The organism is Castellaniella denitrificans, assembly GCF_027214045.1.
Taxonomy (GTDB): domain Bacteria; phylum Pseudomonadota; class Gammaproteobacteria; order Burkholderiales; family Burkholderiaceae_B; genus Castellaniella; species Castellaniella denitrificans_A.
Genome location: NZ_JAPWHE010000001.1, coordinates 271,867 through 296,062 on the forward strand (window position 1 = coordinate 271,867; position 24,196 = coordinate 296,062).

General features: G+C 68.7%; 25 protein-coding genes. 21 read left to right on the forward strand and 4 right to left on the reverse strand.

Going from position 1 to position 24,196, the window contains the following annotated elements; translation table 11 throughout:
- Positions 1–2: 2 nt before the first annotated feature.
- The 5 genes from O4H32_RS01345 (at position 3) to O4H32_RS01365 (ending at position 9,263) form a co-directional block, all read left to right on the forward strand.
- Positions 3–1,205 carry an isochorismate synthase gene (locus O4H32_RS01345; RefSeq protein ID WP_269355982.1) on the forward strand — a complete coding sequence of 401 codons (1,203 nt, stop codon included), beginning with the start codon at positions 3–5 and terminating at the stop codon, positions 1,203–1,205.
- Positions 1,206–1,278: 73 nt separating this feature from the next.
- A complete protein-coding gene (locus tag O4H32_RS01350; RefSeq protein WP_269355984.1) occupies positions 1,279–1,953 on the forward strand; it encodes an isochorismatase family protein in 675 nt (224 codons plus the stop codon).
- Positions 1,950–2,798, forward strand: a complete 849-nt coding sequence (locus O4H32_RS01355) for a 2,3-dihydro-2,3-dihydroxybenzoate dehydrogenase (protein WP_269355986.1) — start codon at positions 1,950–1,952, stop codon at positions 2,796–2,798. The genes O4H32_RS01350 and O4H32_RS01355 overlap by 4 nt, the downstream gene beginning before the upstream one ends.
- A 253-nt stretch (positions 2,799–3,051) precedes the next feature.
- The gene (locus tag O4H32_RS01360) at positions 3,052–7,785 is read left to right on the forward strand and encodes a glutamate synthase-related protein (protein WP_269355987.1); all 4,734 of its coding nucleotides are present in this window, start codon (positions 3,052–3,054) and stop codon (positions 7,783–7,785) included.
- 14 nt (positions 7,786–7,799) lie between these two features.
- A complete protein-coding gene (locus O4H32_RS01365) occupies positions 7,800–9,263 on the forward strand; it encodes a glutamate synthase subunit beta (RefSeq protein ID WP_269355989.1) in 1,464 nt (487 codons plus the stop codon).
- Between the two features lie 52 nt (positions 9,264–9,315).
- Here the strand turns inward: O4H32_RS01365 and O4H32_RS01370 are convergent, their stop codons facing one another.
- The 4 genes from O4H32_RS01370 to O4H32_RS01385 all read right to left on the reverse strand — a co-directional run bounded on the left by O4H32_RS01370 (position 9,316) and on the right by O4H32_RS01385 (position 11,402).
- The gene (locus O4H32_RS01370; protein WP_269355991.1) at positions 9,316–9,816 is read right to left on the reverse strand and encodes a hypothetical protein; all 501 of its coding nucleotides are present in this window, start codon (positions 9,814–9,816) and stop codon (positions 9,316–9,318) included.
- 94 nt (positions 9,817–9,910) lie between these two features.
- A complete protein-coding gene (locus O4H32_RS01375) occupies positions 9,911–10,384 on the reverse strand; it encodes a Spy/CpxP family protein refolding chaperone (protein ID WP_269355993.1) in 474 nt (157 codons plus the stop codon).
- Entirely contained in the window at positions 10,381–10,833 is a 453-nt protein-coding gene (locus O4H32_RS01380) for an anti-sigma factor family protein (protein WP_269355995.1), read from the reverse strand. Before O4H32_RS01380 ends, O4H32_RS01375 begins: the two co-directional genes overlap by 4 nt.
- A gap of 14 nt (positions 10,834–10,847) precedes the next feature.
- Positions 10,848–11,402 carry an RNA polymerase sigma factor gene (locus O4H32_RS01385; RefSeq protein WP_407932590.1) on the reverse strand — a complete coding sequence of 185 codons (555 nt, stop codon included), beginning with the start codon at positions 11,400–11,402 and terminating at the stop codon, positions 10,848–10,850.
- A gap of 127 nt (positions 11,403–11,529) precedes the next feature.
- On the opposite strand from O4H32_RS01385, the gene O4H32_RS01390 reads away from it, so the two are divergent.
- The 16 genes from O4H32_RS01390 (at position 11,530) to hisI (ending at position 24,180) form a co-directional block, all read left to right on the forward strand.
- Entirely contained in the window at positions 11,530–12,348 is an 819-nt protein-coding gene (locus O4H32_RS01390) for an ABC transporter ATP-binding protein (RefSeq protein ID WP_269355998.1), read from the forward strand.
- A 16-nt stretch (positions 12,349–12,364) separates the two neighbouring features.
- Positions 12,365–13,153, forward strand: coding sequence for a lipid asymmetry maintenance ABC transporter permease subunit MlaE (mlaE, locus tag O4H32_RS01395; protein ID WP_269356000.1), 789 nt, complete (start codon positions 12,365–12,367; stop codon positions 13,151–13,153).
- 36 nt (positions 13,154–13,189) lie between these two features.
- Complete coding sequence (gene mlaD / locus O4H32_RS01400; protein WP_269356002.1) at positions 13,190–13,702, forward strand: outer membrane lipid asymmetry maintenance protein MlaD; 513 nt, start codon at positions 13,190–13,192, stop codon at positions 13,700–13,702.
- A 65-nt stretch (positions 13,703–13,767) separates the two neighbouring features.
- Positions 13,768–14,607, forward strand: coding sequence for an MlaA family lipoprotein (locus O4H32_RS01405; protein WP_407932591.1), 840 nt, complete (start codon positions 13,768–13,770; stop codon positions 14,605–14,607).
- Positions 14,608–14,650: 43 nt separating this feature from the next.
- Positions 14,651–15,295 carry an MlaC/ttg2D family ABC transporter substrate-binding protein gene (locus tag O4H32_RS01410; RefSeq protein WP_269356004.1) on the forward strand — a complete coding sequence of 215 codons (645 nt, stop codon included), beginning with the start codon at positions 14,651–14,653 and terminating at the stop codon, positions 15,293–15,295.
- Between the two features lie 359 nt (positions 15,296–15,654).
- Positions 15,655–16,446, forward strand: a complete 792-nt coding sequence (locus O4H32_RS01415) for an ABC transporter ATP-binding protein (RefSeq protein WP_269356006.1) — start codon at positions 15,655–15,657, stop codon at positions 16,444–16,446.
- Between the two features lie 29 nt (positions 16,447–16,475).
- Positions 16,476–17,234: an ABC transporter permease gene (locus O4H32_RS01420; protein WP_269356941.1), complete on the forward strand. Its 759-nt coding sequence runs from the start codon at positions 16,476–16,478 to the stop codon at positions 17,232–17,234.
- Positions 17,235–17,237: 3 nt separating this feature from the next.
- Complete coding sequence (locus O4H32_RS01425) at positions 17,238–17,489, forward strand: BolA family protein (protein ID WP_269356008.1); 252 nt, start codon at positions 17,238–17,240, stop codon at positions 17,487–17,489.
- Positions 17,482–18,735: a UDP-N-acetylglucosamine 1-carboxyvinyltransferase gene (gene murA, locus O4H32_RS01430; RefSeq protein ID WP_269356009.1), complete on the forward strand. Its 1,254-nt coding sequence runs from the start codon at positions 17,482–17,484 to the stop codon at positions 18,733–18,735. Before O4H32_RS01425 ends, murA begins: the two co-directional genes overlap by 8 nt.
- 7 nt (positions 18,736–18,742) lie before the next feature.
- Positions 18,743–19,417: an ATP phosphoribosyltransferase gene (gene hisG / locus O4H32_RS01435; protein ID WP_269356011.1), complete on the forward strand. Its 675-nt coding sequence runs from the start codon at positions 18,743–18,745 to the stop codon at positions 19,415–19,417.
- Positions 19,418–19,447: 30 nt separating this feature from the next.
- Positions 19,448–20,752, forward strand: a complete 1,305-nt coding sequence (hisD, locus tag O4H32_RS01440) for a histidinol dehydrogenase (protein ID WP_269356013.1) — start codon at positions 19,448–19,450, stop codon at positions 20,750–20,752.
- Positions 20,753–20,813: 61 nt separating this feature from the next.
- Positions 20,814–21,401 (forward strand): imidazoleglycerol-phosphate dehydratase HisB, encoded by a 588-nt coding sequence (gene hisB / locus O4H32_RS01445; RefSeq protein WP_269356015.1) that lies wholly within the window; start codon positions 20,814–20,816, stop codon positions 21,399–21,401.
- Positions 21,402–21,435: 34 nt separating this feature from the next.
- Entirely contained in the window at positions 21,436–22,080 is a 645-nt protein-coding gene (gene hisH, locus O4H32_RS01450; RefSeq protein ID WP_269356017.1) for an imidazole glycerol phosphate synthase subunit HisH, read from the forward strand.
- A gap of 50 nt (positions 22,081–22,130) precedes the next feature.
- On the forward strand, positions 22,131–22,904 hold the full coding sequence (gene hisA / locus O4H32_RS01455; protein ID WP_269356019.1) for a 1-(5-phosphoribosyl)-5-[(5-phosphoribosylamino)methylideneamino]imidazole-4-carboxamide isomerase: 774 nt from the start codon (positions 22,131–22,133) through the stop codon (positions 22,902–22,904).
- Positions 22,901–23,734 carry an imidazole glycerol phosphate synthase subunit HisF gene (gene hisF / locus O4H32_RS01460; RefSeq protein WP_269356021.1) on the forward strand — a complete coding sequence of 278 codons (834 nt, stop codon included), beginning with the start codon at positions 22,901–22,903 and terminating at the stop codon, positions 23,732–23,734. Before hisA ends, hisF begins: the two co-directional genes overlap by 4 nt.
- Positions 23,731–24,180: a phosphoribosyl-AMP cyclohydrolase gene (gene hisI, locus O4H32_RS01465; RefSeq protein WP_269356023.1), complete on the forward strand. Its 450-nt coding sequence runs from the start codon at positions 23,731–23,733 to the stop codon at positions 24,178–24,180. Before hisF ends, hisI begins: the two co-directional genes overlap by 4 nt.
- The last annotated feature ends 16 nt before the right edge of the window (positions 24,181–24,196 follow it).

Sequence of the window (24,196 nt, forward strand, 5' to 3'; positions counted from 1 at the left end):
TCATGGACATGCTTGCCCGCACGCACCCGGACCCGCGCGCCGGCGACCTGGCCGGTTTCCAGCCGGGTGACAGCCTGTTCACCGCGCAGGGCCTGGGGTTCCATGGCAGGGGCTGCCTGCTGCGGGCCGCCCCCCGCGAGGACGTGGGGGCCTGCGCCGCCCGCCTGCTCGCGCAGGCGGACGAACTGCGCGCCGAAGCGGACACATCGGAGCCGGCCGCAGCCGACGCGAGCGCCGCCCGCCCCCTGCTGCTGGGCCTGCTGCCCTACGATCCCGCCGGCCCGGCGCCGGCCCTGCTGCGCGTACCCCGGTCGCTGCGGCGCATCGACGCGCCGCGCGTCCTGCCGCCCGCGCGCGGCGGCGCCATCCGCCAGCGCCGGGAACACCCCGACCAGGCCGGCTACGAGCGCGGCGTGAGCGCGGCGCTCGAACGAATCGCCCGGGCCGACGGTCTGCGCAAGCTGGTGCTGTCCCGCACCCTGGAACTGGAACTGGAGCACCCGCTGGACCTGCCCGAGGTCCTGGCGCGGCTGTGGCGGGCCAGCCCGCACGGCCACACCTACGCGCTGCCCGTATCGGAAGACGGCCCGGATTATTTCCTGGGCGCCAGCCCGGAACTGCTGGTGCGACGGGAGGGCCGCCGCGTACGGGTGCATCCCCTGGCCGGCACGGCCGCGCGACACGCCGACGCCACCGAGGACGCCCGCATCGCGCGGGCGTTGCTGGACTCGCCCAAGGATCTGCTGGAACACGCCGTCGTAGTCGAAGCCATCGAGGCCGCGCTGCGGCCGCTGTGCCGCACGCTGGACATCCCGAGCCGCCCCGGCCTGACTTCGACCGCCCGGCTCTGGCACCTGGGTACCCTGATCGAAGGCGAACTGGCCGACGCCGCCATCAGCGCCCTGGACCTGGCCATCGCCCTGCACCCCACCCCCGCCGTCTGCGGCTTGCCCACGGCGGACGCCCGGCGCGCCATCGCGGCGCTCGAACCCTTCGAACGCGGTTATTTCGCCGGCACCGCGGGCTGGTGCGACGCCGCCGGCGACGGCGCCTGGGCGGTCGCCATCCGTTGCGCCCATGCCAGTGGCCGCCGGCTGACCTTGTCGGCCGGCGCGGGCATCGTACCCGGCTCGGTCCCCGAGCTTGAGTACCAGGAAACCGGCAACAAGCTGCGCACCATCCTGGATGCGCTGGGGTTGCACTGAGTACGCCGCCGTCGCATGCATCCGCGGCCTCGAGCCGTCCGCCGCGTTGTCCCCCATTCCGGAGCCCCGCATCATGAGCATTCCCTTCCTGCCGTCCTACACCATGCCACGCGATCCCGTTCGCAACCGCGTGGGCTGGCGGCCCGAGGCGCACCGCGCCGCCCTGCTGATCCACGACATGCAGGACTATTTCGTGGGCAAGTTCGATGTGAAGCGGGCACCGATCCCCGACCTGATCAGCGCCATCGCCCACCTGCGCGACCGCTGCCGCGACCTGGGCATTCCCGTGTTCTACACCGCCCAGCCGCCCGTGCAGCCCGAGGCCGACCGGGCGCTGCTCAACGACTTCTGGGGCCCGGGCCTGACCGCGCCGGAACACCGGGACGGCGCGCGCATCGTCGCGGCCCTGAGCCCGCGTCCCGAGGACACCGTGCTGACCAAATGGCGCTACAGCGCCTTCCAGCGATCCGACCTGCGGGAGCGGCTGCGCGCGCAGGGCCGCGATCAACTGATCATCACCGGCGTCTACGCCCACATCGGCTGCCTGGCGACCGCGCTGGAAGCCTTCATGCAGGACATCCAGCCTTTCCTGACCATCGACGCCTGCGCCGACTTCAGCCTGGAAGACCATCGGATGGCCATCACCCATGTCGCGCGCCGCTGCGGCGTGAGCCTGACCCTGGATGAAATCTTCGAGGCCCTGGCGCAGGACGCCACCGCCCCCGCCACCCGGGAGACCCGCGCATGAACACCCTGCCCGCCCCCCACGGCGCCGGCCCCGCCGCGCACCACCCGGACGACTTCCCGGACCGTCATGTCCTCGTCACCGGAGCCGCCAGCGGCATCGGTGCCGCCGTCGTCCGCCAACTGCTCGACCGGGGCGCCCGCGTATCCGCCGTCGATCTCGACGAAGCCGCCCTGCAGAGCCTGCGGGCGCTCGCGGCGGACGCCGCCGCCCACGTCGCCGATCTGTCCACACGCCTGTGGACCGCGCCCCTCGACGTGCGCGACGCCGCCCGGGTCGAACAGGTCGTCGCCCGGGCCGAGGCCGCCCTGGGGCCGCTCCACGGCCTGGCCAGTGTCGCCGGTGTTCTCGAAATGGGCGACGTCGTCGACCTGGAGGACGCCCAATGGGCGCGCTGCTTTGACATCAACGCCTCCGGCGTCTTTCACATCTGCCGTTCCGTCGCCCGCCGCCTGCGCGAACGCCGCGCCGGGGCCATCGCCGTCGTCAGTTCCAACGCCGCCACCACACCACGCGCCGGCATGGCCGCCTATGCCGCATCGAAAGCCGCCGCCACCCAGTTCACCCGCTGCCTGGGACTGGAACTGGCACCGCACGGCATCCGCGTGAACATCGTCTCGCCCGGCTCCACCGACACCGCCATGCAGCGGGCCATGTGGGCGCTCGGCAGTTCGCGCGAGGCCGTCATCGCAGGAGATCCCGCCCGCTGGCGTCTGGGCATTCCGCTGGCCAAGATCGCCACACCCGACGAAATCGCCCGGGCCGTTCTGTTCCTGCTTTCCGACCAGGCCAGTCACATCACCCTGCACGACCTGCGCGTGGACGGCGGCGCAACGCTGGATCAATGACCTGGGCGCGGCGGCGACAAAAACCCATCGCCCTTACGCCTGGGCCCGCACTGGATCCTGAAAACAAACCGTCTGCAACAATGTATTGTTTTCATCCGTATCGATGCGTCCCCATATAAATAAACCGCATGAGTAAAGACTCATAATTGGGGACACATCAACAAAAATCCTATTGTCAGCAAGGACTTGGGGCTGTAATTTCCATCTTCTGCCGTTCGAAACGGCATCCGTATCCCGCCTCGCGAGTCCCATCATGACCCAGCCTGTCTCCTGTCCTCCCGGCCTGCCGGCCGCCCAGGGTCTCTACCGCCCCGAACAAGAACACGATGCCTGCGGCGTCGGCTTCGTCGCCCACATCAAGGGTCACAAGAGCCATTCCGTCATCCAGCAGGCCCTGAAGATCCTGGAAAACCTGGATCACCGGGGCGCCGTCGGCGCCGATGAACTGATGGGCGACGGCGCGGGGATCCTCATCCAGATTCCCGATCAGCTCTACCGCGAGGAAATGGCCGCTCAAGGCGTCATCCTGCCGCAGCCGGACGACTACGGCGTGGCCATGGTGTTCCTGCCCAAGGAAACCGCGTCGCGCCTGGCCTGTGAGCGCGAACTGGAGCGCGCCGTGCGCGACGAAGGCCAGGTCGTGCTCGGCTGGCGCGACGTGCCCATCGACCGCGACATGAAAATGTCGCCCGCCGTGCGCGCCTGCGAACCCGTCATCCGCCAGCTCTTCATCGGCCGCGGACACGACATCATGGTGCCCGACGCGCTGGAGCGCAAGCTCTACGTCATCCGCAAGACCGCCAGCCACGCCATCCAGCGCATGCAGCTCGCGCACGGCCAGGAATACTTCGTGCCCTCGATCTCGGTGCGCACCGTGGTCTACAAGGGCCTGCTGCTGGCCAATCAGGTGGGACTCTACTATCGCGACCTGGCCGACACCCGCGCCGTCTCGGCCCTGGCGCTGGTGCACCAGCGCTTTTCCACCAACACCTTCCCCGCCTGGCCGCTGGCGCACCCCTACCGCATGATCGCCCACAACGGCGAGATCAACACCGTCAAGGGCAATTTCAACTGGCTGCGCGCCCGCGAGGGCGCGATGAGCTCGGCCGTGCTGGGCAAAGACCTGGCCAAGCTCTACCCCATCGTCTACGAAGGGCAGTCCGACACCGCCACCTTCGACAACTGCCTGGAACTGCTGGTCATGTCGGGCTATTCCCTGGCCCACGCCATGATGATCATGATCCCCGAGGCCTGGGAGCAACATGCCGACATGGACGAGTCGCGGCGCGCTTTCTATGAATACCACGCCGCCCTGATGGAGCCCTGGGACGGTCCGGCCGCCGTGGCTTTCACCGATGGCCGCCAGATCGGCGCCACGCTGGATCGCAACGGCCTGCGTCCGGCACGCTACCTGATCACCGACGACAACATGGTGATGCTGGCTTCCGAAGCCGGCACGCTGCCGATCCCGGAACACCGCATCGTCAAGAAATGGCGCCTGCAGCCCGGCCGCATGCTGCTGATCGACCTGCAGCAGGGCCGCATCATCGAGGACGAGGAAATCAAGTCCCAGCTGGCCAACGCGCATCCCTATCCGCAATGGATCGAGCGCCTGCGCCTGAAGCTGGACGATCTGCCCGCCCTGAAGGCGGACGACCTGCCCGAGCCGTCCGCCAGTCTGCTGGACCGCCAGCAGGCGTTCGGCTGGACCCAGGAGGACTTCAAGTTCATCCTGGAGCCCATGGCGAAAAACGGCGAGGAGGCCATCGGCTCGATGGGCAACGACGCGCCGCTGACCGTGCTGTCGGACCGCCCCAAGCCCTTCTACAACTATTTCCGCCAGATGTTCGCCCAGGTGACCAACCCGCCGATCGATCCGATCCGCGAACAGATGGTCATGTCGCTGGTGTCCTTCATCGGGCCCAAGCCCAACCTGCTGGACATCAACAACGTCAACCCGCCGCTGCGCCTGGAAATCAGCCAGCCGGTGCTGGACCGGGCGGCCATGGCGCAACTGCGCCACATCAGCCGCCAGACCAACGACAAGTTCCGCTGCTGCGAACTGGACATCACCTACCCGGTGTCCTGGGGACGCGAAGGCATCGAGGCCTGCCTGGCGTCGCTGTGCGCGACCGCGGCCGACGCGGTGCTGAGCGGCGACAACATCCTGCTGATCAGCGACCGCCGCGTGGACGCGGAGCGCGTCGCGATCCCCGCGCTGCTGGCGACCTCGGCCATCCACCAGCATCTGATCCGCGCGGGCCTGCGCACCCGCACCGGCCTGATCGTGGAAACCGGCTCGGCGCGCGAGACCCACCATTTCGCGCTGCTGGGCGGCTACGGCGCCGAGGCCGTACATCCCTGGCTGGCGCTGGAAACCCTGGCCGCCGGGGTGGGCCCCCACGCCGAGCCGGGCGCCCCGGCGGCGCTCACCGATGCCGCCAAGGCCACCGAGAACTACATCAAGGCGATCGGCAAGGGGCTGAAGAAGGTCATGTCCAAGATGGGCATCTCGACCTACATGTCCTACACCGGCGCGCAGATCTTCGAAGCGGTGGGCCTGCACGACAGTCTGGTGAAGAAATACTTCACCGGCACGCCCAGCAACATCTCGGGCATCGACATCTTCCAGGTGGCCGAAGAAGCCCTGCGCACCCATCAGGCGGCCTTCAGCGCCGACCCGGTGCTGGCCAACGCGCTGGACGAGGGCGGCGACTACGCCTTCCGCATCCGCGGCGAACAACACCTGTGGACCCCGGATTCGATCGCCAAGCTGCAGCACGCCACGCGCGCCAACAATTACTCGACCTTCAAGGAATACGCCCAGCTCATCAACGACCAGTCGCGGCGCCACATGACGCTGCGCGGACTGTTCGAGTTCCGCGTCGATCCGGCCCGCGCCATCCCCCTGTCGGAAGTCGAGCCCGCCAAGGAAATCGTCAAACGCTTCGCCACCGGCGCCATGTCGCTGGGCTCGATCTCCACCGAGGCGCACGCGACCCTGGCGGTGGCCATGAACCGCATCGGCGGCAAATCCAACACCGGCGAGGGCGGCGAAGACGCGCTGCGTTACCGCGCGGAAATGCGCGCGGGCAAACCCACCGTGCGCAAGGGCGACAGCCTGGCCTCCGTGCTGGGTGCGGATCGCATCGCCGCCGACGTGCCGCTGGCGGCCGGCGATTCGCTGCGCTCGCGCATCAAGCAGGTGGCCTCGGGGCGCTTCGGCGTCACCGCCGAATACCTGTGCAGCGCCGACCAGATCCAGATCAAGATGGCCCAGGGCGCCAAACCCGGCGAAGGCGGTCAACTGCCGGGCCACAAGGTCACGGACTACATTGCGCAACTGCGCTACTCGGTGCCGGGCGTGGGCCTGATCTCGCCGCCGCCGCACCACGATATCTATTCGATCGAGGATCTGGCGCAACTGATCCACGACCTGAAGAACGTCAACGAGCGCGCCTCGATCTCGGTGAAACTGGTGGCCGAGGTCGGTGTGGGCACAGTGGCCACCGGCGTGGCCAAGGCCAAGGCCGACCACGTGGTCATCGCCGGCCATGACGGCGGCACGGGCGCCTCGCCCGTGTCCTCGATCAAGCACGCGGGCATCCCCTGGGAACTGGGCCTGGCCGAGACGCAGCAGACCCTGGTGCTGAACCGCCTGCGCAGCCGCATCCGCGTGCAGGCCGACGGCCAGATGAAGACCGGCCGCGACGTGGCCATCGCCGCCATGCTGGGGGCCGACGAGGTCGGCTTCGCCACGGCGCCGCTGATCGTCGAAGGCTGCATCATGATGCGCAAGTGTCACCTGAACACCTGCCCCACGGGGGTCGCCACCCAGGATCCGGAGCTGCGCAAGAAATTCAGCGGCAAACCCGAATACGTCGTCAATTATTTCTTCTTCGTCGCCGAGGAAGTCCGCGAGATCATGGCGCAGTTGGGCATCCGCACTTTCGACGAGCTGATCGGCCGCGCCGACCTGCTCGACATGCGCAAGGGCATCGATCACTGGAAAGCGCGCGGGCTGGACTTCAGCCGCATTTTCCACCTGGTGCCCACCGAGGATCCCGTGCATCACACCGACGCGCAGGATCACGGCCTGTCGCACGCACTGGACCACCAGTTGATCGAGCGCAGCAAGTCCGCGCTGGAGCGCGGCGAGAAGGTGTCCTTCATCACCCCGGTGCGCAACCGCAACCGCACCATCGGCGCGATGCTGTCGGGCGAGGTGGCGCGGCGCTACGGCCACGAGGGCCTGCCCGACGACACCATCCACATCCAGTGCAACGGCGCGGCGGGACAGAGCTTCGGCGCCTTCCTGGCCCACGGCCTGACCCTGGACCTGGTGGGCGAGGGCAACGACTACGTCGGCAAGGGCCTGTCGGGCGGCCGCCTGATCCTGCGCTCGCCCAACGATTTCCGCGGCTTCGGCCCGGACCACATCATCGCCGGCAACACGGTGCTGTACGGCGCCACCGGCGGCGAAGCCTACTTCAACGGCGTGGCCGGCGAACGTTTCGCGGTGCGCAACTCGGGCGCCGCCGCCGTGGTGGAAGGCACGGGCGACCACGGCTGCGAATACATGACGGGCGGCACCGTGGTGGTGCTGGGCGAGACGGGCCGCAATTTCGCAGCCGGCATGTCCGGCGGCATCGCCTACGTCTGGGATCCGGAGCAGGTCTTCGCGCGACGTTGCAATACCGGCATGGTGCGCCTGGATCCGATGGAGACCGACGAGGTCCAGCGCCAGGCCGGCGAGCCGCAGTTCTGGCACAGCCTGGACCGCAACAGCCCGCGCGAGACCGACGAGACGATCGTGCGCCGCCTGGTGGAAAACCATTTCCGCCTCACCGGCAGCTTCCGCGCCCGGGAAATCCTGGAGGATTGGGGCCAGGCGCGCCACGCCTTCGTCAAGGTCACACCGATCGAATATCACCGCGCCCTGGGTGAACTGTGGCAAGCGGCCCAGACCCAGGCCCAGGCCGCCTGAAGGAACATCGCATCATGGGAAAAATCACTGGTTTCATGGAATTCGCGCGGGTCAAGCCGGCCTACGAGGCGCCCGAATCCCGCCTGCGCCACTGGAAGGAGTTCGTCTCGCCGCTGACCGACGAGCAGGCCCGCGTCCAGGGCGCCCGGTGCATGGACTGCGGGGTGCCGTTCTGCACGCACGGCTGCCCGGTCAACAACATCATTCCGGACTGGAACGATCTGGTCTACCGCCAGGACTGGAAACGCGCGCTGGACGTGCTGCTGTCGACCAACAATTTTCCGGAGTTCACCGGCCGCATCTGCCCCGCCCCCTGCGAGGCGGCCTGTACGCTGAACCTGAACGACACGGCCGTCGGCATCAAGTCGATCGAGCACACGATCATCGAGCGCGGCTGGCAGGAAGGCTGGGTCGTGCCGCAACCGCCCGCGCGCAAGACGGGCAAGCGGGTCGCGGTGATCGGATCCGGGCCGGCCGGCCTGGCCTGCGCGCAGCAATTGGCGCGCGCCGGGCACAGCGTGTCGGTCTATGAGAAAAGCAACCGGATCGGCGGTCTGCTGCGTTACGGGATCCCGGACTTCAAGCTGGAGAAATCGCATATCGACCGGCGCCTGGCGCAAATGGAGGCCGAAGGGGTGGAGTTTTTCCCCTCGACCTATGTAGGCAACGCCGAACACGCGGAAGACGGACTGACCGTGGTGACGCCCGATGAACTGCTGGCGCAGTACGACGCGGTGGTGCTGGCGGGCGGGTCCGAGCAGCCGCGCGACCTGCCAGTGCCGGGCCGCGAGTTGCGCGGGGTGCATTTCGCCATGGATTTCCTGCGGCAGCAGAACAAGGTGAACCACGGCGACCGCATCGCCAAGCCGATCAACGCGAAAGGCAAGCACGTGGTGGTGATCGGCGGCGGCGACACGGGGTCGGACTGCGTGGGGACGAGCAACCGCCAGGGCGCGGCGTCGGTAACCCAGTTCGAACTGATGTTCCGCCCGCCCGAAGAAGAGGACAAGCTGCTGACCTGGCCCTATTGGCCGATCCGGCTGCGGACCTCGTCTTCCCACGAAGAAGGCTGCCAGCGCGATTGGGCGGTGGGCACGCAGGCCTTCGAGGGCAAGGGCGGCAAGGTCGAAAAACTGGTCGCGACGCGCCTGGAATGGCTGAAGGACAAGGCCACGGGCCAGATGAAGATGCGCGAGGTGAAGGACTCGCAGTTCGACATCCAGGCGGATCTGGTGCTGCTGGCCATGGGCTTCGTATCGCCGGTGCGCTCGGTGCTGGACGCGTTCGGCGTGGAAGTGGACGGCCGCGGCAACGCGCGGGCGAACACGGACGATTACTGCAGTTCCCGGGCGAAGGTGTTCGCGGCGGGGGACATGCGGCGCGGGCAATCGCTGGTGGTGTGGGCGATCCGCGAGGGCAGACAGTGCGCGCGGTCCGTCGACGAGTACCTGATGGGGGCCTCCGTCCTGCCGCGTTGAACCGTCGGGCCATCCCCCGCCGCCGCGGCGGCGGGGGCACGCCTTCGCGCCATCAGGACGCCGACGGCACCGGGATGTCCTGCCAACCCGGGTGATCGAAATAGGCCCCGTAGCGGTTCAGCGCCTCGGCCAGCCGAACGACGCCGGCCGCGCGGGGCTGGCCGGCGCCCTGGCCGCCCACGATGTCCGCGCCCTCGACCACATCGGCAAGAATCACATGCAGCGCGGCATCGGCCTTCGGTTCGAGCTTGCAGTTTTCAACGATATAGGTCAGTTCCCGACCGGCCTGCCGACCAAGCGCATCGTAGGCCGCTTGCGTCATCGAGCCCGCATGGGCCTGGGGCAAGGCCTGCGCCACGGCCTGGCGCAAATTGCCCATGGCCTGGCGCAACGGACCGTCGGTGGTCCATTTCTGGCCATGATCCAGGGTCAGCGCGACAGGGGGCTCATGGCCGTGTCCGTGCGTTTCCGCAGCCTGCAGCGGACCGGCGGCCAGCGCCAGGGGCACGGCCAGACCGAGGGCGAACAGGAATCGAAGGGAATGGGTTTTCATGATGCGGCTCCGAAAAAAGGGCTATGTCATTCCGACACTTCCTCTAACGATCCGACCATGGAAAAGTTCCGCGCCCGCCGCAAACGGCGCGCACTCAGCGGATCGCCGGCGCGTGCCGATGCAGTTGTTCCGCGCGGGATTCCTGCACGGCGAACTCGCGCATCAGAAGCGCCTTGAGCACATCCCGCTGGCGCGCGTCGAGCACCTCCCGCTCCGCCAGCAACTGGCGGATCACGCGCTTCTGCTGCTCATCCTGCAAAGCGGCGATCTTTGCCTGGATGCCATCCAGCCGCGCCGCATCCGGATGCGCGGCGAACAATTCATCGAGCAAGGCCTGGCGCTGTGCGCGAATGGCCGCCCAGTTCCCCTCCAGATCCGCCAGGAACGGACCTTCGAGCCGCATCCAGACGGCCCGCTGCCCGGCCGACAGGCCGAGGCGCTGCGCCAGGGACGCTGCGGGCGCCTCTTGTCCACCGGCCAGCCAATGCCGCTGGACGGCAGTGGCGACGAAACCGACATTCAGGGCCAGGGAAACGGCCAGCAGGATATTCCGGAATCTCGGGCTCATGTTTTTTCCTTGAGGGTTTCGCACAAACGGGCGGCGCACAAGCCACCCGGCGGCACCGGGCCGAACGCATCGAACCGCGCCAGCGACGCCTGAGGGGGCGCGGGATTCGCCGCGGGCCAAGACCAGCTCGCCAGCCCGATGCCGGCCGCCAGCGACGCCGTGACGGCCACCCCGGCCGGCAACCAGCCCAGCCAGGCCCGCATGGCCTCTCTGAATGGCCGGACCATGACACGCCGCCCCGCGGTCGCCGGATGCCGGAAATGGGAAAGGTCCGGCGCCCCGGCGGGATCCGGCAGCGTCCGCAACGCGCCGGTCATGGCCCTGAGGGTTTCCAGCTCGGCCGCGCAGACCGGGCAGACCGCGACATGCGCCTGGATCAGGGCGCGCCCGCGCCCGGTCCATTCCGGATCCAGGCAGGCGGAGAGCAATACGGTTCGGGGGCAAGGCATGAGCGTCTCCTTTCTCAGTCTTTCAGGACGGCCAGCAGGGCCGCCCGGGCACGGGCGATCCGGGAGCGCACCGTACCCGGGTTCAGGTTCAAGGCATGGGCGATGTCCTCGTAGGACATGCCCTCGATCTCGCGCAGCAGCAGGATCTCGCGATGCGCCGGCGCGATGGCGCCCAGCGCCCGCTCCAGCCGGCGCGCGCGTTGCACGGTTTCAAGCCGGCCATCCGGGCCGGGCGCGGGATCCGGAATGTCCTGCCCCGCCTCCAGGGGCTCCAGCCGCGCCCGGCCGGTCCGCCGCAGATGATCCAGCGCCAGATTGTGCGCGATGCGAAACAGCCAGGTCCGGAACCTGGCCTCGGGGCGCCAGGCCCGGATTGCCTGATAGGCGCGCAGAAAAGTGTCCTGGGTCAGGTCCCGGGCCGTTTCCGGGGCGCGGGTCAGCCGCGCGAGATAACGGTAGACGGCGCCCTGGTGGCGCGCCACCAGCCAGGCATAGGCATGCGCGTCCCCGGCGCTGGCGCGCACCGCATGGCGTTCGTCTTCGAGTTCGGCTTCGGCATCCACACCCATTCCAACGAAAAATGTCGCAAAAAGTTCCCTGCCGGGGACACAGCGGGACCGGGCGGCGGGATTCGTTCAGCCGGCCCGGCGGGTGCAGGTACAATCCATGTTAGTCCGATGCGGTTATCCGATCCCAATGAATTCCGACCCAGATCCCCTTGTCACCTTCGATGGCGTTTCGCTCGGCTACGGTGAATTCACCGTGCTGCGCGGCATCGACCTGCAGGTCATGCCGGGCCAGGTCGTGGCCATGATGGGCGGCTCGGGCTCGGGCAAGACGACGCTGCTCAGGGCCGTGACCGGCCAACTGGCGGCCCAGAAAGGCAGCATCCACGTGTTCGGCGAGGACATGGCCCGCCTGGACGGCGAACCGCTGCGGGCTGTACGCCAGCGGATGGGTGTGCTGTTCCAGGCCGGTGCGCTGTTCACCGATTTGAACGTCTTCGAGAACGTGGCGTTCCCGCTGCGCGAACACACCCACATTTCCGAACAGCAGATCCTGGAACGGGTGCTGGACAAGCTCCAGGCGGTGGGCCTGCGGCACGCGGCGCATCTGCGGATCTCGGAGATCTCGGGAGGGATGGCCAGGCGCGTGGCGCTGGCGCGGGCGATCGTGCTGGAACCGGAACTGATCCTGTACGACGAACCCTTCGCCGGACTGGACCCGATTTCCCTGGGCATCACGGCCCAATTGATCCGCACGATGACGGACCAGCTGGGCTGCGCATCGATCCTCATCACGCACGACGTGGCGGAATCCTTCTCCATCGTGGACCAGGTCTACCTGATCGGCCAAGGCCGGCTGATGGCCCATGGCACGCCAAAAGAACTCTCCGCCTCGCAGGACGAGTACCTGCAGCAGTTCCTGCAGGGCCGGCCCGATGGTCCGATCGGCTTCCACTACCCCCTGACGCCGGCCTTCGAGCGCTGGCTGGCCGCCCGGAGGGCCGCATGAACGCCGAGATCACCCAATGAGCGCGCTCTCGCAACGCATCGCCGCGCTGGGTCATGGTTTCGTCTCCATGATCACCGGCCTGGGCGCCTTCGCCCGCCTGTTCGGCGCCATCCTGGCGCGCAGCGGCGTGGTGCTGCGCCGCCCGCGCCTGACGGCCCAGCAGGTCCACTTCATCGGCAACCATTCCCTGCTGATCATCGGGGTCTCGGGCCTGTTCGTGGGATTCGTGCTGGGTCTGCAAGGCTATTACACGCTGAACCGCTACGGCTCGGAAGAAGCCCTGGGCCTGCTGGTGGCCCTGTCGCTGACGCGCGAACTGGGCCCTGTGGTGACGGCGCTGCTGTTCGCCGGGCGCGCCGGCACGTCACTGACGGCGGAAATCGGCCTGATGAAGGCCGGCGAACAACTCGCGGCCATGGAGGTCATGGCCGTGGACCCGATCCGCCGCGTCCTGGCGCCGCGCTTCTGGGGCGGGGTGATCGCCATGCCGGTCCTGGCGGCGGTCTTTTCCATGGTCGGCGTCCTGGGCGGCTGGTTCGTGGGGGTGGTGCTGATCGGCATCGACCCGGGCGCGTTCTGGTCGCAGATGCAAGGCGGCGTGGACGTGATCGACGACGTGCTCAACGGCGTGATCAAGAGCCTGGTCTTCGGCGTCGTCGTGACCTTGATCGCCCTGCATCAGGGCTGGACGGCGCGCGCCACCCCCGAAGGCGTCTCGCGCGCCACCACCCGCACCGTGGTCAGCGGCGCCCTGGCGGTGCTGGGGCTGGATTTCCTGCTGACGGCGCTGATGTTCGCCCACTAGGGCCTGTTCGCCAACCGAAACCTGCGGAACGAATTCATGACACGCGAAAAAACCGATTTCTGGGTAGGCCTGTTCATCATGCTGGGCCTGGTCGCCCTGGCATTCCTGGCGCTGCGCGCCGGCAACATGAGCTCCTTTTCCTTCACCCCCACATACCGGGTGCAGGCGCATTTCGACAACGTCGGCGGCCTGAAGATCCGCGCGCCGGTGAAAAGCAGCGGCGTGGTGGTCGGGCGGGTCGCCGCCATCGGCTTCGACAACCAGCGATTCCAGGCGACGGTCGCACTGGATCTGGAACAGCCCTACGCATTCCCGAAGGATACCTCGGCCTCGATCCTGACCTCGGGCCTGCTGGGCGAACAATACGTCGGCCTGACGCCGGGAGGGGACGACAAGAACCTGGCCGACGGCGGCACGATCGAATTCACGCAGTCGGCTGTCGTGCTGGAAGACCTCATCAGCAAATTCCTCTACAGTTCGGCCGAAAAAGAAGGCACGAAAGCGGGGCCGGACGCGGGGGGCGCCGCCGCCCAGGCCGCCGGCCATTGACCGGCCTCCCTTACAATATGCGACACTTCGACGCCGCCCGGCACCGACCGCACGAGACACACCACATGAATTCCACCGCCCCGACGCCGGCCGCGCCGCGTTCCCGTCGCCTCACGGCCCGCACCGGACTGGCCCTGGCGGCCGCCGCCCTGATGGCCGGCTGCGCGCAGGTGCCGCATCCCTCGCCCAACGACCCCTGGGAATCCTATAACCGGGGCATGTACCGTTTCAACGACACGGTGGACCGCGCCGTGCTCAAGCCCATCGCCACAGGCTACGAGACCGTCACCCCGCGCCCGGTGCGCACCTGTATCCACAACGTCTTCAGCAACCTGGGCGACGTCTGGTCGGGCATCAACAGCCTGCTTCAAGGCCGTGGCCGCGACTTTGTGGACACGTTCGGCCGCGTGCTGTTCAACAGCACGGCGGGCCTGGGCGGCTGCATCGACGTCGCCTCGATGCACGGGGCGCGCAAAATTCCCAACGACTTCGGCATGACGCTGGGCGTCTGGGGCTTTGGCCAGGGGCCGTACTTCGTCCTGCCCTTCCTGGGCCCCAGCACGGTCCGCGACGGGGTCGGCACCGCCGTCACGCTGACGGCGCCGGCCACGCCGACCGCCGCAGTTTTCGCCATCGACAACGTCCCGGTGCGCAACTCCATCCTGGGCCTGTACATCGTGGACACCCGCGCCAACCTGCTGGAAGCCGACCGTCTGGTGGACCAGATCGCGCTCGACAGGTACAGCTTCATCCGCGATGCCTACCTGCAGCGCCGCAAAGCCATGCTGGACAGCCGCCAGAAGAGCATCCGCGCCTCCACCGCGGACGACCTGAACCGCAAGGACGCTCCAGGCGGCCAGAGCCTGCCGGTCTACGACGACCCCGAGGCGGCACCCGCGAACTGAACCCGCCCGCCGCCGCGCGGACGGGCGCCACACGGAGATGATCATGAGTTTTCCTTCTTTCCCGCGCATCCTGCGCCGAGCCATCGGTCCATGCCTGCTGGGCGCGGCCCTGCTCCTGTCCGCATCCGCGGGCGCGGCGGAGCGCACGGCCGACCCCAAGGCCGCGCCGAACGACTTCCTCGAAGCCGTGGCCAACAACATGCTGGACGCCGTAAAGGCCGACCCCAAGGCGCTGCAAGGCGATCCCGCCCACATTGCGGACCTGGTGCGCCGCTACGCGATGCCGTACGTGGACATGAGCAAGACGACGCGCCTGGCGGCGGGCCGTTACTGGCGCCAGGCCTCGGCGGCCCAGAAAGACGCCCTGGTGCAGGCATTCACCGGCACGCTCATCCGCACCTACAGCGGGGCATTCACGCGCGTGACGTCCGGCACCCAGATTTCGCTGCTGCCGTTCAGGGGCGACCCGAAGGCGCAAGACGCAGTGGTGCGCACGACGATCTCGCAGCCGAACAGTTCCCCGATCGGGGTGGACTACCGGCTGGAACAGACGGCCGAAGGCTGGAAGGTCTACGACCTGAACGTGGAAGGAATCTGGCTGATCCAGAATTACCGCAACCAGTTCGCCTCCGAGATCAACCGCAGCGGGATCGACGGACTGATCGCGGCGCTGAACACGAAGAAGTAACTTCACGCTGCGCGCGCGGTGGTCGCACACCCGGTCCCGGGAGCGGCGTGTGAGGCAGGGCAACCGCGTGAGGCGCCGGCGGCTTCCGAAGGGAAGCCGGGGGCAGTCGGCGGGGGTGTCTGAGCCGCGCAGCGGCGAGTTCGCCCGCCGCCCGGCTGTACGAGGAAGGGCCGGGCAGTCCGACCGCAGGGAGGACCGCCGAACAGGGCGGCCCTGCCTCACACGCCGCTCCCGGGACCGCGCCATCAGTCAGACGGCGCCTCATGCGATTGCCCCGCCCTTCACGCCCACGCACGGGCCGCATCCCCAGACCGCTTATAATGTCCGATGGCGCCCATTCAGAGGCGCATTGCCTGCCCATGCCCGCCCTCGACCTGCAAAACGTTTCCAAAGTCTACGCCCCGCGCCAGCGGTCCTGGCGCGACCGCCTGAGCGGCCGCCCCGCGTCCGCGGGCTTCCAGGCCCTGCGCGACGTCAGCCTGACGGTCGAGCATGGCGAATTCTTCGGCCTGCTGGGTCCCAACGGGGCGGGCAAGACCTCGCTGATCTCCATCCTGGCCGGACTGTCCCGCGCCACCCGGGGCAGCGCCCGCGTCTGCGGCCACGACGTGGTGGACGATTTCCGCCGCGCACGCCAGTCCCTGGGCGTGGTGCCCCAGGAAATCGTCTACGACCCCTTCTTCACCGTGCGCGAGACCCTGCGGCTGCAATCCGGGTATTTCGGCCTGCGGCACAATGACGACTGGATCGACGAGATCCTGGACAACCTGGGCCTGCTCGACAAGGCCGAGTCCAACATGCGCGAACTGTCGGGCGGCATGAAACGCCGCGTGCTGGTGGCGCAGGCCCTGGTGCACCGCCCGCCCGTGATCATCCTGGACGAGCCCACCGCCGGCGTGGATGTGGACCTGCGCCGCACGCTGTGGGACTTCATCACGCGCCTGAACCAGGCCGGGCACACGATCCTGCTGACCACCCACTACCTGGAAGAAGCCGAAGCCCTGTGCGGCCGGGTGGCGATGCTGAAATCCGGTCAAATCGTGGCGCTGGACACCACCCAGGCGCTGATGGCGCGGGTCGGCGGCGCCGATCTGGAAGACGCCTTCGTGCGCATCATGCACGATGATTCCGTGCTGGAGGCCGAACTGTGATCCGCCCCGTCACCCAGGCCCGCCCCGAAATGGGCTCGGGCTTTCCGACCCTGTTGCACAAGGAACTGATGCGTTTCTGGAAGGTCGGCCTGCAGACCATCGCCGCCCCGGTGGTGACGGCGCTGCTGTACCTGCTGATCTTCTCGCACGTGCTGGAGGACCGCGTGCGGGTATACGATGCGATCTCCTACACCGCTTTCCTGATCCCCGGACTGATGATGATGAGCATGCTGCAGAACAGCTTCGCGAATCCGTCCTCGTCATTGATCCAGAGCCGCATCACCGGCAACCTGATCTTCGTGCTGCTGCCACCGTTTTCCCACCGCCAGATCTTCGCCGCCTACATCCTGGCGGCGGTCGCTCGCGGTCTGGCCGTGGGCGCCTGTGTCTGGCTGGTGGCGCTGTTCTTCGTGCGCCTGCCGGTCACGGCGCCGTTTTGGCTGCTGGCCTTCGCGGTGCTCTCGTGCTGGATCCTGGGCGTTCTGGGCCTGATCGCCGGCCTGTGGTCTGAAAAATTCGACCAGTTGGCTGCCTTCCAGAACTTCCTGATCATGCCCGCCACGTTCCTGTCGGGCGTGTTCTATTCCATTCACAGCCTGCCGCCCTTCTGGCAGGAAGTCTCTCACTGGAACCCGGTGTTCTACATGATCGACGGCTTCCGCTACGGATTCTTCGCGGCGTCCGACGTTTCCCCCTGGCGCGGCCTGGCCATCGTGCTGGCCGTCGCCGTGGCCCTGAGCCTGTTCGCCCTGCGCCTGCTGGCGCGCGGCTACAAATTACGGAGCTGACCCATGTCTCCCACGCCCGAACACGTCCGCCAGTACATCGCCGACAACCTGCCTTGCGAACACCTCGAAGTCCAGGGAGACGGCGCCCACTTCGAAGCCCTGATCGTCAGCACCCTCTTCGAGGGCAAGCGCACGCTGGCCCGCCACCAGGCGGTCTACCAGGCCCTGGGCGAGCGCATGCGCGCGGAAATCCACGCCCTGTCGATGCGCACCCTGACGCCTGCCGAATACGAGACCGCCCAACGCAATGGATAAACTGCTGATCCAGGGTGGCCGCCCGCTGCGCGGCGAGGTCTCCATTTCGGGGGCCAAGAACGCCGCCTTGCCGATCCTCTGCGCATCGCTGCTGACCGCCGACCCGCTGGAGCTGGACAACGTCCCGGCCCTGCGCGACATCGGCACCACCCTGACCCTGCTGCAGCGCATGGGCGTGCGCGCGGCACGCGGGGACGAGGCCCGCGTCACCCTTCAGGCGGACCAGGTGTCGAGCCAGGAAGCCCCTTACGAACTGGTCAAGACCATGCGGGCGTCCATCCTGGTGCTGGGGCCGCTGGTGGCGCGTTTCGGCCGGGCCCGGGTCAGCCTGCCGGGCGGCTGCGCCATCGGCCAGCGGCCGGTGGACCAGCACATCAAGGGCCTGGCGGCCATGGGCGCGCGCATCCACATCGACCACGGCTTCGTCGTGGCCGAGGCCGACCGCCTGCGCGGCGCCAGCATCCTGACGGACATGGTCACCGTGACCGGCACGGAAAACCTGATGATGGCCGCCGCCCTGGCCGAAGGCCGCACCGTGCTGGAAAACGCCGCCTGCGAGCCCGAAGTCGTCGACCTGGCCAAAGTGCTGATCGCCATGGGTGCCCACATCGAGGGCCACGGCACCGACCGCATCGTCATCGAGGGCGTGCCGCGCCTGCACGGCGCCACCCACCGCATCGTGCCCGACCGCATCGAGGCCGGGACCTTCCTGTGCGCCGTGGCGGCCACGGGCGGCGACATCACCCTGCGCCACGCGGCGCCCGAGACGATGGGCGCGGTGCTGGACAAGCTGCGCGACGCCGGGCTGGACATCGCCACCGGTCCGGACTGGATCCGCGCCCGCATGGCCGGCCGGCCCCGCGCCACGGGTTTCCGCACCAGCGAATACCCGGGCTTTCCAACCGACATGCAGGCCCAGCTGATGGCCCTGAACACTCTGGCCGAGGGCACCGCCGTCATCACCGAGAACATCTTCGAGAACCGCTACATGCACGTGCAAGAACTGCACCGCATGGGCGCCGACATCGAGATCGACGGCCACACCGCCGTGGTCCAGGGCGTCGGGCAGCTGCTGGGGGCCACCGTCATGGCCACCGACCTGCGCGCCTCGGCCAGCCTGGTGATCGCCGGCCTGGCGGCCAGCGGCCAGACCACGGTGGAACGCATCTACCACCTGGACCGCGGCTACGAACGCATGGAACACAAGCTCCAGGCGCTGGGCGCGGACATCCAACGCATCCAATAAAGGCGACATGGCTCAATCACCCCTGACCCTGGCCCTGTCCAAGGGACGCATCTTCGAAGAGACCCTGCCGCTGCTGGCCGCGGCCGGCGTGGGCGTGCCGGAAAATCCCGAATCCTCGCGCAAGCTGATCCTGCCCACGGACTCGGACGAATTGCGCATCATCATCGTGCGCGCCTCGGACGTGCCCACCTACGTCCAGTATGGCGCGGCCGACTTCGGCATCGCCGGCAAAGACGTGCTGCACGAGCACATGGCGCAACACCCCGGCGGGCTGTACCAGCCCATCGACCTGAACATCGCCCGCTGCCGCCTGTGCGTGGCCGCCCCCGAGGACTTCGACTACCAGGCGGCCGTGCGCCAGGGCTCGCGCCTGCGCATCGCCACCAAGTACGTGCGCGCCGCGCGCGAACATTTTGCCGCCAAGGGCGTGCACGTGGACATCATCAAGCTCTACGGCTCGATGGAACTGGCTCCGCTGGTGGGCCTGGCCGACGCCATCGTCGACCTGGTGTCCTCGGGCGGCACGCTGCGCGCCAACCGCCTGATCGAGGTCGAGGAAATCCGCCAGATCTCCTCGCGCCTGATCGTCAACCAGGCCGCGCTCAAGATGAAGGGCGAACGCCTGCGACCCTTCCTGGCCGCTTTCGACCGCGCCGCCACACGGCAGGGCGCGACACAGTAAGATAGACCACTTCACACACCGGTTTCCGCCATGCCCCTGATCCACCGCCTGGACGCCCGTTCCCCCGATTTCGACGCGGCCCTGGCCCGGCTCCTGGCCTTCGACGCCTCCCAGGACGAGGCCATCGAAACCGCCGTGCGCGACATCCTGCACGATGTGCGGGCGCGCGGCGACGCGGCGATCCTGGACTACACGGCGCGCTTCGACCATGTCCGGGCCGACCGGCTGGACGAGCTGGAAATCCCCCGCGCCGACTGGCTGGCGGCACTGGACGACCTGCCCGCCGAACAGCGCGCGGCGCTGGAGGCCGCCGCCGACCGCGTGCGTCGCTACCACGAGCACCAGCGCGCCGAAACCTGGACCTACACCGAGCCCGACGGCACGATGCTGGGCCAGCAGGTCACCCCGCTGGACCGCGTCGGCCTGTACGTGCCGGGCGGCAAAGCCGCCTACCCGTCCTCGGTACTGATGAACGCCATCCCGGCCAAGGTCGCGGGCGTGCCCGAACTGATCATGGTCACGCCCACGCCCGGCGGCGTGCGCAACCCCATGGTGCTGGCCGCCGCCGCCCTGGGCGGCGCGGACCGTGTGTTCGCCATTGGCGGGGCCCAGGCCGTGGGCGGCCTGGCCTACGGCACGCGCACGCTGCCTGCGGTGGACAAGATCGTCGGCCCGGGCAACGCCTACGTCGCAGCGGCCAAGCGCCGCGTGTTCGGCACGGTGGGCATCGACATGATTGCCGGCCCGTCCGAGATCCTGATCGTGGCCGACGGCTCCACGCCAGCCGACTGGCTGGCCATCGACCTGTTCTCCCAGGCCGAGCACGACGAGCTTGCCCAGGCCATCCTGCTGTGCCCCGACGGCGACTACCTGGACGCGGTCCAGGCCGCCATCGAGCGCCTGCTGCCGGCGCAGCCGCGCGCCGGCATCCTGCGCGTCAGCCTGGCCAACCGGGGCGCCCTGATCCGTACCGACAGCCTGGAGCAGGCCTGCGACATCGTCAACCACATCGCGCCTGAACACCTCGAACTCTCGGTCCAAGACCCCCGGGCACTGCTGCCCCGGATCCGCCACGCCGGCGCCATCTTCCTGGGGGCCTACAGCTCCGAATCCCTGGGCGACTACTGCGCCGGACCGAACCACGTCCTGCCCACGGCGCGCACGGCGCGCTTCTCTTCGCCGCTGGGCGTGTATGATTTCCAGAAACGCAGCAGCCTGATCCAGGTCTCGCGCGCCGGCGCCCAGACCCTGGGCCGGGTCGCCGCCACCCTGGCCACGGGCGAAGGGCTGCATGCCCACGCCGCCAGCGCCTCGATGCGCCTGGACACGCACTGATCTCCGCCCGCGCGGCCCCGCCAGGCCGCGCGGCTCCCACCCGAACGACCCGCCCATCGCCATGCGCACCGCCACCATCGAACGCAACACCCAGGAAACCCGCATCCGCGTCAGCATCAATCTGGACGGCACCGGCACGCGCACGCTGAACACCGGCGTGCCCTTCCTGGATCACATGCTGGACCAGATCGCCCGCCACGGCCTGTTCGACCTGGATGTCCGCTGCGACGGCGACACCCACATCGACGACCACCACAGCGTAGAGGACGTCGGCATCACCCTGGGCCAGGCGTTCGCCGCCGCGGCGGGCGACAAGGCCGGCCTGCGCCGCTACGGCCACGCCTACGTGCCGCTGGACGAGGCCCTGTCGCGCGTGGTGGTGGACCTGTCCGGCCGTCCCGGCCTGTTCTACCATGTGGACTACAGCCGGGCGCGCATCGGCACCTTCGACGTCGATCTGGCGCGCGAATTCTTCCAGGGCTTCGTCAACCACGCCCAGGCGACCGTGCACATCGACAATCTGCGCGGTGAAAACGCCCATCACCAATGCGAAACCATCTTCAAGGCCTTCGGCCGCGCGCTGCGCATGGCCACCGAGGTCGACCCGCGCGCCGGGGGGGCCATCCCCTCGACCAAGGGCTCGCTGTGACCCACACCGCAGACCGCTCCAGGATCCCCGCATCGTGACCCGCATCGCCATCGTCGACTACGGCATGGGCAATTTTCATTCCGTCGCCCGCGCCCTGCAAGCCGCCGCCCCCGACCACGACATCCACATCGCCAGGGACGCCGACGAAATCCTCGCCGCCGACCGCGTCGTGTTCCCGGGCCAGGGCGCCATGCCCGACTGCATGCGCACGCTGGACACGTCCGGACTGCGCGACGCGGTGCTGCGCGCCGCGCGCGAAAAGCCGCTGCTGGGCGTGTGCGTGGGCGAACAGATGCTGTTCGAGGCCAGCGACGAGGGCGACACCCCCGGCCTGGGCCTGTTCGCCGGCCGCGTGCGCCGCTTCCAGGGGCCGGCCTTCGATCACGCCGCCGACGGCGGCGAACGGCTGAAAGTCCCTCACATGGGCTGGAACGCGGTCACCCAGACCCGCGACCACCCGCTCTGGGAAGGCATCGCCCAGGACACGCCGTTCTACTTCGTCCACAGCTACTACGCCGACCCCGCCGACCCGGCGTTGACGGTCGGCGTCAGCACCCACGGCCTGCCATTCTGCTGCGCCATTGCGGACGGCAATATTTTTGCCGTACAGTTCCACCCAGAAAAGAGCGCAGCCCCCGGGCTGCGGATGTACCGCAACTTCACGCGCTGGCAGCCCTGAAACCGCCCGGCACCCGCCACCGCATCCTTTCCGCACCGACCACGACGACCATGCTGCTCATCCCCGCCATCGACCTCAAAGACGGGCATTGCGTGCGCCTGCGCCAGGGCGACCTGGACAAGGCCACCGTGTTTTCCGAAGACCCCGCCGCCATGGCCGCCCAATGGGCCGCCCAGGGCGCGCGCCGCCTGCACCTGGTGGACCTGAACGGCGCCGTGGCCGGAAAGCCGCGCAACCGCGCCGCCATCCAGGCCATCGTGGACACCGTCGACGAAGCCATCCCCGTACAGATCGGCGGGGGCATCCGCGACCTGGACACGGTCGAGTACTACCTGGACAACGGCATCTCCTACGTCATCATCGGCACGGCCGCGGTCAGGGATCCCGGCTTCCTCAGCGACGCCTGCTCGGCCTTCCCAGGCCACATCATCGTCGGCCTGGACGCGCGCGACGGCAAGGTCGCCACCGACGGCTGGTCGAAACTGACCCGCCACGACGTGCTGGACCTGGCCCGCAAATTCGAAGACTACGGCTGCGAATCGATCATCTACACCGATATCGGCCGCGACGGCATGCTCTCGGGCGTCAACGTCGAGGCCACCGTGCGCCTGGCGCAGCATGTGCGCATCCCCGTCATCGCCTCGGGCGGCGTCGCCTCGCTCGACGACATCCGCGCCCTGTGCGACGTGGCCCACGAAGGCGTCGACGGCGCCATCCTGGGTCGCAGTCTGTACGAGGGCACGCTGGATTTCGCCGCCGCCCAACGCCTCGCCGACGAAATGACCGGCGCACCGGACGCCGACGGCGAGGACGCCGGCGCATGATCCCGACCGGCACCCCGGCCGGCCAGGCCCGCTCGGGCCTGTGCCGCCGCATCATCCCCTGCCTGGACGTCAACGCCGGCCGGGTGGTCAAGGGCGTGAACTTCGTCAACCTGACCGATGCCGGCGATCCGGTCGAGATCGCCCGCCGCTACGACGAACAGGGCGCCGACGAAATCACCTTCCTGGACATCACGGCCACGTCCGATGACCGCGGCCTGATCCTGCCCATCATCGAAGCGGTGGCGCGCCAGGTCTTCATCCCCCTGACGGTCGGCGGCGGCGTGCGCCAGGTGTCCGACGTGCAGCGCCTGCTGGACGCCGGGGCGGACAAGGTCTCGATCAACAGCGCCGCCGTCGCCCGCCCCGAACTGGTGGCCGAGGCCGCCCGCCACCACGGGTCGCAATGCATCGTCGTGGCGCTCGACGCCCGCCGCGTATCCGGCGCGGACGAGGCCCCGCGCTGGGAAATTTTCACCCACGGAGGCCGGCGCGCCACCGGGCTCGACGCGGTGCAATGGGCGCGCCGCATGGCCGACCTGGGCGCCGGCGAACTGCTGCTCACCAGCATGGACCGCGACGGCACCAAATCCGGCTTCGATCTGGACCTGACCCGCGCGGTCTCGGACGCCGTGCCGGTGCCGGTCATCGCCTCGGGCGGCGTAGGCACCCTGCAACATCTGGCCGACGGCGTCACCCTGGGTCACGCCAGCGCCGTGCTGGCCGCCAGCATCTTCCACTTCGGCCAGCACACTCTGGCCGAGGCCAAGGCCTACCTGGCCGCCCGGGGCATTCCGGTACGACAGGCCACGCCCATTCAGGCCGCCGCATGAGCACGCCGACACGACCCGCTCCCGGCGCCTCCGAAGACTGGATAGCGGCCCTGCGCTTCGACGACCAGGGCCTGATTCCCGCCATCGCCCAGGACGCCCGGACCGGCACCGTCCTGATGATGGCCTGGATGAACGCCGAGGCCGTTCGCGAAACCGTGCGCACCGGGCGCGCCGTGTACTTCTCGCGCTCGCGCGCCCGTCTGTGGCGCAAGGGCGAGGAATCCGGTCACGTCCAGCAGGTCCACGACATCCGTCTGGACTGCGACGGGGATGTGCTGCTGCTGAGGATCACCCAGGTCGGCGGCATCGCCTGCCACACCGGGCGCGAACGATGCTTTTATCGCGGCCTGGACCTGAGCGGCGCCCAGCCGGCCTGGGTCGACCAGGATCCAGTGCTGAAGGATCCCGCATCCATCTATGGCCGCCCGGACCCGCACGGCCACTGAGCGCACCCGCCGGGCC

Excerpts from the sequence above, each read along its gene's own strand:
- O4H32_RS01345 (WP_269355982.1), top strand. The coding sequence starts at position 3 with ATGGACATGCTTGCCCGCACGCACCCGGACCCGCGCGCCGGCGACCTG.
- O4H32_RS01350 (WP_269355984.1), top strand. The coding sequence starts at position 1,279 with ATGAGCATTCCCTTCCTGCCGTCCTACACCATGCCACGCGATCCCGTT.
- O4H32_RS01355 (WP_269355986.1), top strand. The coding sequence starts at position 1,950 with ATGAACACCCTGCCCGCCCCCCACGGCGCCGGCCCCGCCGCGCACCAC.
- O4H32_RS01360 (WP_269355987.1), top strand. The coding sequence starts at position 3,052 with ATGACCCAGCCTGTCTCCTGTCCTCCCGGCCTGCCGGCCGCCCAGGGT.
- O4H32_RS01365 (WP_269355989.1), top strand. The coding sequence starts at position 7,800 with ATGGGAAAAATCACTGGTTTCATGGAATTCGCGCGGGTCAAGCCGGCC.
- O4H32_RS01370 (WP_269355991.1), bottom strand. The coding sequence starts at position 9,816 with ATGAAAACCCATTCCCTTCGATTCCTGTTCGCCCTCGGTCTGGCCGTG.
- O4H32_RS01375 (WP_269355993.1), bottom strand. The coding sequence starts at position 10,384 with ATGAGCCCGAGATTCCGGAATATCCTGCTGGCCGTTTCCCTGGCCCTG.
- O4H32_RS01380 (WP_269355995.1), bottom strand. The coding sequence starts at position 10,833 with ATGCCTTGCCCCCGAACCGTATTGCTCTCCGCCTGCCTGGATCCGGAA.
- O4H32_RS01385 (WP_407932590.1), bottom strand. The coding sequence starts at position 11,402 with ATGGGTGTGGATGCCGAAGCCGAACTCGAAGACGAACGCCATGCGGTG.
- O4H32_RS01390 (WP_269355998.1), top strand. The coding sequence starts at position 11,530 with ATGAATTCCGACCCAGATCCCCTTGTCACCTTCGATGGCGTTTCGCTC.
- mlaE (WP_269356000.1), top strand. The coding sequence starts at position 12,365 with ATGAGCGCGCTCTCGCAACGCATCGCCGCGCTGGGTCATGGTTTCGTC.
- mlaD (WP_269356002.1), top strand. The coding sequence starts at position 13,190 with ATGACACGCGAAAAAACCGATTTCTGGGTAGGCCTGTTCATCATGCTG.
- O4H32_RS01405 (WP_407932591.1), top strand. The coding sequence starts at position 13,768 with ATGAATTCCACCGCCCCGACGCCGGCCGCGCCGCGTTCCCGTCGCCTC.
- O4H32_RS01410 (WP_269356004.1), top strand. The coding sequence starts at position 14,651 with ATGAGTTTTCCTTCTTTCCCGCGCATCCTGCGCCGAGCCATCGGTCCA.
- O4H32_RS01415 (WP_269356006.1), top strand. The coding sequence starts at position 15,655 with ATGCCCGCCCTCGACCTGCAAAACGTTTCCAAAGTCTACGCCCCGCGC.
- O4H32_RS01420 (WP_269356941.1), top strand. The coding sequence starts at position 16,476 with ATGGGCTCGGGCTTTCCGACCCTGTTGCACAAGGAACTGATGCGTTTC.
- O4H32_RS01425 (WP_269356008.1), top strand. The coding sequence starts at position 17,238 with ATGTCTCCCACGCCCGAACACGTCCGCCAGTACATCGCCGACAACCTG.
- murA (WP_269356009.1), top strand. The coding sequence starts at position 17,482 with ATGGATAAACTGCTGATCCAGGGTGGCCGCCCGCTGCGCGGCGAGGTC.
- hisG (WP_269356011.1), top strand. The coding sequence starts at position 18,743 with ATGGCTCAATCACCCCTGACCCTGGCCCTGTCCAAGGGACGCATCTTC.
- hisD (WP_269356013.1), top strand. The coding sequence starts at position 19,448 with ATGCCCCTGATCCACCGCCTGGACGCCCGTTCCCCCGATTTCGACGCG.
- hisB (WP_269356015.1), top strand. The coding sequence starts at position 20,814 with ATGCGCACCGCCACCATCGAACGCAACACCCAGGAAACCCGCATCCGC.
- hisA (WP_269356019.1), top strand. The coding sequence starts at position 22,131 with ATGCTGCTCATCCCCGCCATCGACCTCAAAGACGGGCATTGCGTGCGC.
- hisF (WP_269356021.1), top strand. The coding sequence starts at position 22,901 with ATGATCCCGACCGGCACCCCGGCCGGCCAGGCCCGCTCGGGCCTGTGC.
- hisI (WP_269356023.1), top strand. The coding sequence starts at position 23,731 with ATGAGCACGCCGACACGACCCGCTCCCGGCGCCTCCGAAGACTGGATA.